Here is a 12,078-nt window from a genome sequence, read left to right as displayed (position 1 = left end):
AACCGTCGCGCACGTCGCTGACGGTGCGTACCAGCGCCTGCTGCATATGCTTCAGGCTGGCGGCCAGCTGGCTCATCTCATTGCGCCCTTCCGCTTCGATCGGCTGCGTCAGATCGCCTGCGGCGATCGCTTTAATATGCTGCATAATTTTTTGCAGCGGCAGCAGCAGAATGCTCTGTAGGCCGAACCAGCAAAGCACGATAACCGCCACCACCAGCACCATAATGGTGCCCAGGATCCACAGCATGGTGGTAAAGGCGCTTTCGTTCTGTGCGACGCCTTGCGCTGACAGCTCGGCCTGAGCGCTGCGCCATTCGGTATATACCGCCTGAGTGTCATCCTGCTTCTGTTCGATATTCTTTTTAAGCATCTCTTCCAGCTGCTTAGCCGCCAGCAGGTCGGTCATATCAGACAGCGTCTTCGCCAGCGTGACATATTTTTCTTCCATCCGCTTTGAGAGGTTGTTGTCCAGTCCGGGCGTGTCGGGCATCGCCTTATATTCACGGTAATGCTTATCCGCCTCTGTCAGCTGCGCCCGGCTTTGCTGTACCAACTCATCCAGCCCGCCGCCATTGATCTCGCTGGCCAGGGAGCTTTGCAGACGCAGCATGCCGCGGTTAAGCGTAATCCGCGTCTGGTTAAGCCCTATCCAGGCATCGGTTAACGCCGCGACGTTCTGACTGGAGGTTTGGGAGATTAAAAAATTGGTTTTGTCTTTATTTAGCGCATGGAAAAACAGCCCACCCGACAGCAGCTGCATTGCGCCAAAAATGACCAGCACTATGATCAGGCTGGTCACCACTCTGATTCGCTTTAACATGTTTACCCCTGGTAATAAGAAAATGACTACCAGACAGTTATCGGCAAACCCGAAGTAACATTTATTTACTGGAGAAAAAAAGCGCGGCGATAAAAATGATGCCGTCGGATGACGGCATCGGAAAGAAAAAGTCAGCGGTTAAAACGTTACCCAGTTATCTTCAGCAGATTGCGCTTTGTTTTCCAGCTTAGCGCTGTTTTTCGGCGGCGGTAACGTCACGCTCTGCCTCTCGCTCAGGCTGTTTTCGCTGCCCGGCAGCGTAAATACCGCCACCGCTTTCCCCAGACGGCTGGCCTGCTCCTCCAGCGCGGCGGCGGCGGCGGCGGAGGCTTCCACCAGCGCAGCGTTCTGCTGAGTTACGCTGTCCATCTCGGTCACCGCCTGACCAACCTGTTCAATCCCGCGGCTCTGCTCATCTGAGGCGGCGGCGATTTCCGCCATAATATCGGTAACGCGTGTTACCGCGCCGACGATTTCATTCATGGTTTCACCCGCGCTGCTCACCAGCACGGAGCCGGTATCCACACAGCTGACGGACTCGACAATCAGATCTTTGATCTCTTTCGCCGCCTGCGCGCTACGCTGGGCCAGGCTGCGCACTTCACCGGCGACCACCGCAAAGCCGCGTCCCTGCTCACCGGCGCGCGCCGCCTCCACCGCCGCATTCAGCGCCAGGATATTGGTCTGGAAGGCGATGCCGTCAATCACGCTAATAATGTCGGCAATCTTTTTCGAGCTATGGGAAATTTCGCTCATGGTGGTGACCACGCCGTCCACCACCTTGCCGCCGCGCAGCGCGATTTCCGACGCGTTCAAGGCCAGCTGCGAGGCCTGACGGGCATTATCGGCGTTCTGTTTCACCGTGGCGGTCAGCTCCTCCATGCTGGCGGCCGTCTCTTCCAGTGAAGCCGCCTGCTGTTCGGTTCTGGAGGCTAAATCGCCGCTGTCGAAAGAGATTTTACTGGCGCTGGTATAAATGATATTCGCCCCGCTGCGCACGTCGCTGACGGTGCGCGTCAGGGATTGCTGCATTTCACGCAGGCTGAGCGCCAGCTGGCCCATTTCGTTCCGGCCTTCAACGCTGATGGTTTCCGTCAGGTTGCCGCGCGTAATATGCCTGATGTGCTCCATCGTTTTAGCCAGCGGCCTCAGCAGGATGCGTTGCAGTATGACCCACATGAAACCGATACTGATAAGCGCCAGTACCAGCATAAGTATGGACAGCCCTATCGAATAATGATGGACTTGCTCATTAGCCGTTTTGGTCTCGCCAATCAGCAACTGGTTTTTTGCCAGCCAGCTTTCGTAAGCCTGGTCGAAGCGATTCTGATATTGCTGCGTCGGCTGCGCCAGATAGCCCGCCATATCGCCTTTACTTAACATCTCTTTCAGTTCGGTCAGCGCCTGATACAGTTCACGATATGCCGTAATAACGTCCTCGCCGTTTACCTCCGTGTACCGCTGCAGCGACTGATAGAATTCATTATATTTAACTTCCGCCTCAGTCAGCTGCTTTGCGGCCAGCTCCAGCATACTTTGCGCAAAATCCAGGTGCTTTTTCTCTTTGGTATTGAGATTTGAATAAAGCGCGGAACGGCTCAATGAATTACGCACTTTTAACAGATCGACCCAAATATTATGTAAATAGGATCGCTGCTCACGCATATGCTGATCGGTATCCAGGTTCTCCTGGTTTTTTTGCAGAGAAGTATAAAATAAGCCGTTAGTTGTTAACTGCATTGCGCTGAATAATATCAGCACTGCATACAGCACCGTTACAATCTTTATATTTTTAAACATATAGTTCCCTTATTGTAAAACATAACAGCAACAATAAGCGCACGGAATTACTCTGTACGGGTTATTGTCGATAAGCCACGGTGCTTAGTGAGCCTGATGAAGGTTTAGGTTTGCGCGCCACAAGGAATAAGCGATCTCTTTTGGCAGAAAAAGCAGAAGGAGAACAAAATGAACCATAATGATGGCCGCCGCTTAGTACAGCTCTCCTGTTGGGCCGCGGCGTTTTTGTGTGGGCCATTATTTGTCGTGCGGGCCATCGCTGATTAATGTTAATCCCTTTTAACATATTTAGTCCTGATATTTGCAAGCCCAGGCCTTAATTTAACTAATAAGGCTTTTTTCGCCATCCATTATGCTGAAACGGCCTGGATGTATTTAACGATTAACGAATAAGAAATTTCTTAAAGGCATAGAAAAAGGGCGCCATTATGACGCCCTTTTTTTATCCTGTCACCCCGTTATAATTCATCAGGTTTATTACCTGTCGGGGTTAGCGGTATATTTTATGCGCTACGCAATGTATCCATTAACGCCATTTCATCGCTGCTCAACAGCTTCTCAATATCAACCAGAATGAGCATACGCTCACCCAGCGCACCTAGTCCCGTCAGGTATTCTGTGGACATGGTGACGGCAAATTCCGGGGAAGGACGAATCTGATCGGTGGTCAGCGACAGCACGTCAGATACGCCATCAACCACAATACCCACCACGCGATGCTCTAAATTAAGCACGATTACTACGGTGTTATCGTTGTATTGGACGTCCGGCTGCGCGAACTTCACGCGCAGATCGATAATGGGTACAATCACGCCGCGCAGGTTGGTTACCCCTTTAATAAACGCCGGGGTATTGGCGATACGGGTCACCTGATCGTAACCACGGATCTCCTGCACTTTCAGAATATCGATGCCGTATTCTTCGTCACCGAGCGTAAAAACCAGAAACTCTTGTCCGACGGTCTCACCGGCCAGTTTCGTTACATTTGCCATTCCAGTCATAGGTTTGCCCCTAATTGGTTACGTTTACGCGGCGCCGGCCACGCGCTTCTCACGGTTCAAGGATTGCAGTGCAGAGACATCAACGATCAACGCGACGCTGCCATCGCCAAGGATGGTGGCGGCGGAAATACCCGGCACTTTGCGATAGTTGCTTTCAAGGTTTTTCACCACCACCTGATGCTGACCAATCAGCTGGTCAACCAGCAAGGCGTAGCGTTTGCCCGCGCTCTGCAATATCACGACGATGCCCTGAGTCGCCTCGGTTTTCGCGCCCTGCACATCAAAAACGTTCCACAATTCCACCAGCGGCAGATATTCACCGCGCACTTCAAGCACGCATTCGCCACCCGCCAGCGGCTTCAAATCTTCCGCACGCGGCTGAAGCGATTCCATTACCGCATTCAGCGGCAGAATAAACACCTCATCCGCTACGCGTACTGACATGCCGTCGAGGATCGCCAGCGTCAGCGGCAGCAGGATACGAATGGTGGTGCCTTTACCCTGCTTCGACGCGATCTCAACGTGACCGCCCATCTCCTGAATGTTTCGTTTCACCACATCCATACCGACGCCACGGCCCGAAACATCGGTAACCTGCTCGGCGGTAGAGAAGCCAGGGGCGAAAATCAGCATACCGACTTCTTCATCGCTCATCGCGTCGCTGACCGGCAGACCAGATGAGAGCGCCTTCGCCAGAATACGTTCACGATTCAGACCGGCGCCGTCATCGATCACTTCGATGCAGATATTGCCGCCCTGATGTTCGGCTGACAGAGTCAGGTTGCCTACCGCGCTTTTACCGTTGGCAACGCGCTTATCCGGCGATTCGATCCCGTGGTCAAGGCTGTTACGCACCAGGTGCGTTAACGGATCGATAATGCGCTCAATCAGGCTTTTATCCAGCTCCGTGGAGCTACCCAGCAGCGTCAGCTCTACCTCTTTGCCCAGCTTGCTGGCCAGATCGCGCACCAGACGTGGGAAGCGGCTGAAGACATATTCCATCGGCATCATACGGATCGACATGACCGATTCCTGCAGATCGCGCGCGTTACGCTCCAGCTGGCCCATACTGTTCAGCAAATCGCCGTGGGCAACCGGGTCCAGCGCACCGGAGCGCTGCGCCAGCATCGACTGGGTAATCACCAGCTCGCCGACCAGGTTGATCAGCTGATCGACCTTTTCGACCGCCACGCGAATACTGCTCGATTCGCTGGTTTTCGCCGGGGCGGCCTTCCTGGTTTCGCGTTTTACCGCCGACGCCAGCTCGGTTACCGCTGCCGGCGTCGCGGTGATCTCCGCTTCGGCCATGGTGGTCGGCACACAAGACGCAGACGCAGCGGGTTCAGCGGCCACAGGCGCTGATGCCGCGTCCGGGAAGCTGATTTGCGATTCTTCAATCACAAAACAGAGCACGGCCACCAGATCGTCTTTATCGATGGTGGTGTCGAGCGTGGTCTCCAGGCTGGTCTCGCCCCGCTGCACATCGCTAACGGTGCCAAGGTTACCCAGCTCTTCCAGCAGCAAAGCGACTTCGTTCGGCTTCAGATCGCTCAGCTTCAGGCGCAGACCGGATGCAGCAGCAGCAGGCGCGGCGGCAACCGGCGCGGCGTCAGCTTTTTTCGCCGGAGCGATGGTTTCGCCTTTCGCCTCCAGCGCCAGCTGGCGCAGGGCTTCGCAGATATATTTAAAGCTTTCGGCGTCAGGCTCCTGACCCGCCTTATAGGCATCGAGCTGTTCCTGCATAATATCTTTGGTTTCCAAAAACAGGTTGATGATGTCAGTGCTGAGCTGCATTTCGCCCCGGCGCGCACCGTCCAGAATATTCTCCAGAATATGCGTGGTTTCCTGCAAAACCACGAAGCCAAAGGTGCCAGCCCCGCCTTTAATCGAATGGGCCGCACGGAAAATGGCGTTAAGCTGTTCCGAATCTGGCTCCTGCGGGTCTAACCCCAGCAGGTGTTGCTCCATGTCCGCCAACAGCTCGTCAGCTTCATCGAAGAACGTCTGATAAAAATCGCTGATATCCATGCTCACGGTTATCACCTCTGCTGTGAGTCGCGATCAGGCTGCGGCGTACTGGCAGGAGCCGGCGGTAAATCGGTTACCGGCTGCTCCTGACTGACCGGCGCGGCCTGCGAGGGTTGATGATCTGGGTTTATATCCGCAGCAGACGGCTGAGCCGGCGCGGTAATTTGTTTCATACTCTGCGGATCGCTTAGCTGTACGGCGTCACTTTCAGCATTCTCTTTTTCGATTTGCGCCTGAGTGTCGTGATTCAGCACCAGCAGGCTGATGCGACGGTTAATCGCCTCATCGCCGCCGCGGTTTTTCAGCCGCATGGTGTCGGACATACCCACCACGCGCAGCATTTTGCTGCCATCCAGGCCACCGGCCACCAGCTCACGACGTGAGGCGTTGGCGCGGTCGGCCGACAGTTCCCAGTTGCTGTAGCCGCGATCGCCCGTGGCGTACTGAAAATCATCGGTGTGGCCGGCAAGACTGATCTTGTTTGGCAAATCGTTCAAAATCGGCGCAATCGCCCGCAGAATATCGCGCATATAAGGCTCGACCTGGGCGCTGCCGGTTTTAAACATTGGCCGGTTCTGGCTATCGATAATCTGGATGCGCAACCCTTCCTCAACCAGGTTGATAATCAAATGCGGCCGCAGCGCTTTCAGGCGCGGATCGGACTCAATCAGCTGGTCCAGGCGCTCACGCAGGCGATTAAGACGGATCTCATCCAGCTTGCGTTTTTCCGCGTCCATATCGACATGTTTCTGTACTTCCCCTTCCTTCCTGGTCGGATCGTCGCCGCCGCCGGGGATGGGGCTTTCGCTGTCGCTGCTGCGCTGACCGCCGCTTAACGCCACCTTGAGCGGCGTCTGAAAATATTCCGCGATTTGCGTCAGCTGTTTCGGGTTGGCAATTGAGATCAGCCACATCACCAGGAAAAACGCCATCATTGCGGTCATAAAATCGGCGTAGGCGATTTTCCATGAGCCGTGACCACCCTCATGTTTTTTATGCTTGCGCCGTTTAACCAGCACTATGGGGTGATTTTTGTTATTCATGCGTCCTGGCCCGAAGTCTGCTTACCGGCTGATTTCGCGTTGCGTACGTGCTCTTCCAGTTCGGTGAACGACGGACGCTCGGTGGAATAAAGCGTTTTACGGCCAAACTCTACGGCAATCTGCGGCGCGTAGCCGTTCAGGCTGGAAAGCAACGTCACCTTGATGCACTGCATCATCTTGGTGGTTTCCGCGCATTTCTGCCGCAGCACTGCGGAAAGCGGCGAGATAAAACCGTATGCCAGCAGGATGCCGAGGAACGTACCGACCATCGCATGGGCAATCAGCTCGCCCAGCTCTGCCGCCGGACGATCCGCCGAGGCCAGCGCATGCACCACGCCCATTACCGCCGCCACGATACCGAACGCCGGGAGCGAATCGCCGATGGCGCTAATACTTTGCGCTGGTACGTCGCATTCATGCTCGTAGGTTTCGATCTCTTCATCCATCAGCGCTTCAATTTCAAACGCGTTCATATTGCCGCTAATCATTAACCGCATATAGTCGGTGATAAAATCCACTAACTTGTTATCGGACAGGATGCGCGGGTAATTAGCGAAAATTTCACTTTCTTTTGGGTTTTCAATATCGCGTTCCAGCGACATCATTCCCTGTTGGCGCGATTTAGCCATCAGGCGATATAACAGCGCCATCAGATCCATATACAGCGCTTTATTATATTTAGAGCCGCGGAACAGCAGCGGTAACGCTTTTAACGTTGCCTTGATTGCTTTGCCATTATTTCCGACGACAAAAGCGCCAATACCTGCCCCTCCGATAATGATCAGTTCTGAAGGTTGATAAAGTGCGCCCAGGTGGCCGCCGACCATCATATAGCCGCCCAACACCGAGCCAACAACGAGGATATAACCCAAAATAACCAGCACAATAAATCCTTACGTCAGTAACGTGTTGGTGGAAGTTAAGCCAGAGAGCCGCAGGCGTTATTCGTCAGCGTGAAGGCAAAAAAAAAGCAGCGGTTAAAAACCGCTGCTGGATGCCATTTCACAGTGCGAACAAACTTAAACGGCGTGTTTAACCTGTTCATCCAGCAGTTGTGAAATGTTATCGGCAGCCTCTGCCGAAAGTTTACGTCTTTTTACCGCACGTGATGGCGGCTGGCACAGGCTGCAGGCAAAGCTGCCAACCGGCTGATGCGCATGGTTAATAAAGCTGCCGCCGCAGCATTTGCAGTCGGACAGTTCGAGCATGCCGCTTTCAACAAAACGCACCAGAGTCCAGGCGCGCGTCAGGCCCAGCAGTGGGGCATCATCCGACTGCGGACACTGCTCAAGATACAGACGATACGCTTTAATAACCGCATCCACGCCGCTGGTGAGTTTGCTTTTCAGCAGAAACTTCCAGGCGTTACAGAACATTGACGCATGAATATTCTGTTCCCAGGTCATAAACCAGTCGGTCGAAAAAGGCAGCATTCCTTTTGGCGGCGGGCTGCCGCGCAGCTCTTTATATAATTTGATTAAACGGCCACGGCTAAGCTGCGTTTCACTTTCCAACATTTGCAGGCGCGCACCCAGCGAAATTAATTCCATCGCCAGTTGAATATCACGTGCTTCCTGAACAATACTTTTTTCGCTCATTATACCGCCCTCTTTTTCGGCGCTTCATCTTTTGCAGCATCGCGTAATAAACGGCTGGATAATAAAATGCCGGTGTGAATTTGCTGCAAATCATCCACACGCGACTCCTGCGTCAGGCGGTTAATAAGGTTATGGTCGTTAAAGCGGAACTGACATACCAACTGGTTGGTTTCCGCTAATTTCACCATCTCCGGCAGCGTTAACTGCGATAATGTATCAGCCATCTGCTCATCAATGCCCAAACGGAACATGGCAGAGGCTTTTTCCTGATTAATTAAACGTTGTGCAAGCAGCAAATATGACAAGTTAATATCGTAAATATGTTTTAATAATTCGGAGGTACCCATTTTTTTTCCCATCCTGACTAACACTACTTTTAACTGTGCGGAATGGTTACCGCATTCTTGGTTGCTGGCTGGTAAATCTAAAGATGGCAAAAAATCAGCGGCAGAAGCCAAACATTTTCTGAACGTTTTTCACATCCCACCGGGATACTGCGTCAGTAACAGCCATAATTCCAGGCCATGTATTACTTAAGTTGTACCTGCCTTCCGTGACGTTCGCTTACAGTTTTTTAAGATAATTCCGAAAGCAGTGCAAATGTATCCCCTCTGATTTCGACATACAACGAGCGATCGGTAAAATTTTAGATAAAGTGTGATCTACGTCACACTTTTAAGGCAAATTTTTGTAAAAAATCCATCAGCAACGCTTGTGAATAGGGTATTACGCAACCAATAAAGCCACTTTTTGTTAAATTTTTAGCTTCCCAATAACAAAAATGCATCAAAAGTTTGCTTTTTAACCATTCTCTGCCAGGCGAAGGTAAAAACCACCGTTACGTAAAATTAACATCTGAATATTTTTTCCAATGCCATATTTAATGCTGGTTATGAGCTGCCAATCTCATTGGGATATTAATCACTTACCGCAATCGTTTCGAACGAAGACGATTACCCTGTCGGGGCAAAAAAGGTGAGATGACCGTTTTATGACAACGGTTCGTTAACAGTGAAGCGGCATTGTATGAAGCGCATCAGCAGGTGTAACAAGCGGTTACATAAGGGATATGAATGATTTAGCGGAAAGGCGAAGAGTTCTACAGTGACTATCGGCACCGATAAGCGATTCTTTATTGATAACCGCTCTTTTTTTTGCAAATGCGAGGCAGACGAACAAAAACCGGGCGGCAATCGCTTTTTTGCCCTTTTTATATTCGATCTATTATTAAGAGGAAATGCATTATTTTCTGCGGTTTTTGCGCGCCTGCGTTAAGCATTTATTTCAGCGTAACCAGACGTAACGGCAGATTGAGCGCGCCCGCAAAAACGAAAACGCATCAACTTCCCTGTCGATGCGTCCGCTTAATCAGGCAAGACGTTGAAAGGTGGCGACCTTATTGTCCGCCTTGCCATCTTCGGAGCGCGGCGTAATCGCGCGGAGATCCTGCAGGAAGCTTTCACGCCAGTGGCTAATGTCGTTTTTACGCAGCACCGTCATCATGTCGTTATAGCGGGAAATACGTTCCGTACGCGACATGGTTAGTGCTTTATCCAGCGCCGCCGCGACTTCATCGCGGTCGTACGGGTTAACGATCAGCGCTGACGTCAGCTCGTTCGCCGCGCCGGCAAAACGCGACAGTACCAGCACGCCCGGATCTTCAGGGTTCTGTGCGGCAACGTACTCTTTCGCCACCAGGTTCATCCCGTCACGCAGCGGCGTAACCAGAGCGACGTCGGTCAGGCGGAAAATTTTCATCAGCAGACGACGGTCGAAATGCTGATTCAGATAGTAGAGCGGCGTCCAGCCCAGCGTGCCATATTTGCCGTTGATGCGCCCTGCTTCCGTCTCCAGCTGATGACGAATATCCTGATACGCCTGCACGTCGCCGCGTGAGGTTGGCGCAATTTGCGAGTAGCGAATTTTGCCGCGATGCTGCGGATAGTTTTCCAGCAGCGCTTCATAGGCCAGGAAACGCTCCGGCAGACCTTTGGAATAGTCCAGACGCTCGCAGGCGATAATGTTTTTCGCATCGCCCAGTTCGCGTTTCATCGCGGCCATTTTCGGCGGCAGCGGCCCTTCCGCCATCTCTTTAATGCTGTTCGGCTCGATGCCGATCGGATAGACCTCGGTCGCAAAGGTATTGCCAAAGGCGCGATGCAGCTTCGGCCCTTTATGCTGTACCTGAGTCAGCAGCGCCATACACTCCAGGAAAGCCTGACGATCGTTTTCCGTCTGGAAGCCCAGCAGATCGTAATCGCACAGCATCTCCAGCAGCTCTTTATGCGGCGGCAGCGCGTTGAAAATTTCTGGCGTTGGGAAAGGAATATGCAGGAAGAAACCAATCCGGTTATTTACGCCGCGTTTGCGCAGCTCGGCGGCAAACGGCAGCAGATGGTAATCATGAATCCACAGAATATCGTCTGGCTCGATCAGCGGCAGCAGGCGTTCTGCCAGCAGCTCATTGACATGACAATAGCCGTCCCACGCTTCACGCTGGAACTGCACTAAATCGAGACGGTAATGAAAAGCGGGCCAAATAACGGTATTGGAGAACTGACAATAGTAGAGATCGTAATCGTTTTGATTCAGCGGGAAAGAGGCGTAGGTAATGCCTTCCTGTTTAACGATATCGATCTCTTCATCATCTTCTTCACTAATGGCGCTAATCTCACCATTCCAGCCGAACCATAATCCACCGGTAGTTTTCAGCGCATCCAGGATACCGACCGCCAGGCCACCGGCGCTGGCTGTGGACCCATCTGGTACAGCGATACGGTTAGATACGACTACTAAGCGACTCATAACCTTGACTCCTTACCGACGTTGTCTTGTCTTGCTCTAGTTGTAATTTAATTTGCTCCAGCCAGGTATATACGTCACTCACCCCTTTCAGGCGAAAGTGAGCCTCGCTTGAGCCTTCACCGACTTTAACGGATATGCCCTGCAGCGCGTTGACCGCGCGAAATCCTTTTTCATCCGTCAAGTCATCACCAACAAATACCGGTATGCGTCCGGCAAACGGCGCTTCTCCCATAAAAGCTTTGATCGCTTCACCTTTATCCACGCCCTGTGGCTTTATCTCCACCACACACTTACCCGGCTGCAGCGCCAGCGTCGGGAAACGTTCAACCAGCTTTTGCGCCAGCTGCATCACTTCGTCTTCATACTGCACGGCACGGCGATAGTGCAACGCAAACGCCATTCCCTTGGTTTCCAGCAACGTACCCGGCCACTGCGCCATAGCGTTGTGCAGCGTATCGCTTAGCTGCTGCCCCATTGAGGCCGGAAGAGAAATACGATGCAGCTCGCCGCTGGCATCGCGTCGTTCAGCGCCATGTACGCCAGCCGCCGGCGCCCGTAGCGGGGCTGCCAGCATATCCAGCTCGTGAACCGGTCGCCCGGAGACCAGCGCCAGCGCGCCATCGCTTAAGCGTGAAAGCGTCTGGAGTGATTTTCGCACCGGCTCAGGAATAAAAACTTCATCGGGACGCGACTGGATGGCAGCCAGCGTACCGTCAACATCAAAGAAGAATGCGTAGAGGCCGCCGCTCAGGGAAGGTAATACGTGGTTTTCTGCTGCTACGGTTTTCACACTCTTCCTCCTGCCCGAATTAACGCGGTTAACGCCATTGGGTTAACGCACGCAGAACTTTTGATGCAGCAGAAGGATGGCGAAACAGGACAGGTTTACAGCGCGGCTAAATGAGATAAGTGGCACAATGCTGGATAGCTAATGAAGCGACTCTCCCTGGGTTGACCTGTTGCCTGGTCGGCCCTGAGCCGAC

The 12,078-nt window shown here is 52.8% G+C and carries 10 protein-coding genes and 1 pseudogene; 1 reads left to right on the top strand and 10 read right to left on the bottom strand.

Features of this window, described 5'->3' with window-relative positions; all coding sequences use genetic code 11:
* The 8 genes from COO59_RS18650 to flhD all read right to left on the bottom strand — a co-directional run.
* A partial coding sequence (locus tag COO59_RS18650; protein WP_121494953.1) for a Tar ligand binding domain-containing protein occupies positions 1–820 on the bottom strand: 820 nt, incomplete at its 3' end.
* A gap of 138 nt (positions 821–958) precedes the next feature.
* Positions 959–2,620 carry a methyl-accepting chemotaxis protein gene (locus COO59_RS21520; RefSeq protein WP_103061222.1) on the bottom strand — a complete coding sequence of 554 codons (1,662 nt, stop codon included), beginning with the start codon at positions 2,618–2,620 and terminating at the stop codon, positions 959–961.
* A 503-nt stretch (positions 2,621–3,123) separates the two neighbouring features.
* Positions 3,124–3,621, bottom strand: coding sequence for a chemotaxis protein CheW (gene cheW / locus COO59_RS18640; protein WP_103061221.1), 498 nt, complete (start codon positions 3,619–3,621; stop codon positions 3,124–3,126).
* 24 nt (positions 3,622–3,645) lie between these two features.
* Positions 3,646–5,649 carry a chemotaxis protein CheA gene (gene cheA / locus COO59_RS18635; RefSeq protein ID WP_205960890.1) on the bottom strand — a complete coding sequence of 668 codons (2,004 nt, stop codon included), beginning with the start codon at positions 5,647–5,649 and terminating at the stop codon, positions 3,646–3,648.
* An 11-nt stretch (positions 5,650–5,660) separates the two neighbouring features.
* Positions 5,661–6,692, bottom strand: a complete 1,032-nt coding sequence (gene motB, locus COO59_RS18630) for a flagellar motor protein MotB (RefSeq protein WP_103061219.1) — start codon at positions 6,690–6,692, stop codon at positions 5,661–5,663.
* A complete protein-coding gene (motA, locus tag COO59_RS18625; protein ID WP_103061218.1) occupies positions 6,689–7,576 on the bottom strand; it encodes a flagellar motor stator protein MotA in 888 nt (295 codons plus the stop codon). Before motA ends, motB begins: the two co-directional genes overlap by 4 nt.
* Before the next feature lie 135 nt (positions 7,577–7,711).
* Positions 7,712–8,290, bottom strand: coding sequence for a flagellar transcriptional regulator FlhC (flhC, locus tag COO59_RS18620; protein ID WP_103061217.1), 579 nt, complete (start codon positions 8,288–8,290; stop codon positions 7,712–7,714).
* Positions 8,290–8,637: a flagellar transcriptional regulator FlhD gene (gene flhD / locus COO59_RS18615; RefSeq protein WP_103061216.1), complete on the bottom strand. Its 348-nt coding sequence runs from the start codon at positions 8,635–8,637 to the stop codon at positions 8,290–8,292. The genes flhC and flhD overlap by 1 nt, the downstream gene beginning before the upstream one ends.
* A 757-nt stretch (positions 8,638–9,394) precedes the next feature.
* On the opposite strand from flhD, the gene COO59_RS20980 reads away from it, so the two are divergent.
* On the top strand, positions 9,395–9,565 hold the full coding sequence (locus COO59_RS20980) for a hypothetical protein (protein WP_165786541.1): 171 nt from the start codon (positions 9,395–9,397) through the stop codon (positions 9,563–9,565).
* A 93-nt stretch (positions 9,566–9,658) separates the two neighbouring features.
* Here COO59_RS20980 and otsA read toward each other — a convergent pair whose 3' ends face one another.
* A complete protein-coding gene (gene otsA, locus COO59_RS18610; RefSeq protein ID WP_103061215.1) occupies positions 9,659–11,095 on the bottom strand; it encodes an alpha,alpha-trehalose-phosphate synthase in 1,437 nt (478 codons plus the stop codon).
* Positions 11,092–11,885, bottom strand: a pseudogene (otsB, locus tag COO59_RS18605) (trehalose-phosphatase). The gene otsA and the pseudogene otsB overlap by 4 nt, the downstream one beginning before the upstream one ends.
* Positions 11,886–12,078: the final 193 nt, after the last annotated feature.

The organism is Mixta theicola (assembly GCF_002895925.1).
GTDB lineage: Bacteria > Pseudomonadota > Gammaproteobacteria > Enterobacterales > Enterobacteriaceae > Mixta > Mixta theicola.
Note: the sequence above shows the minus strand (reverse complement) of the source record. Positions and strands in the feature narration are given on the sequence as shown.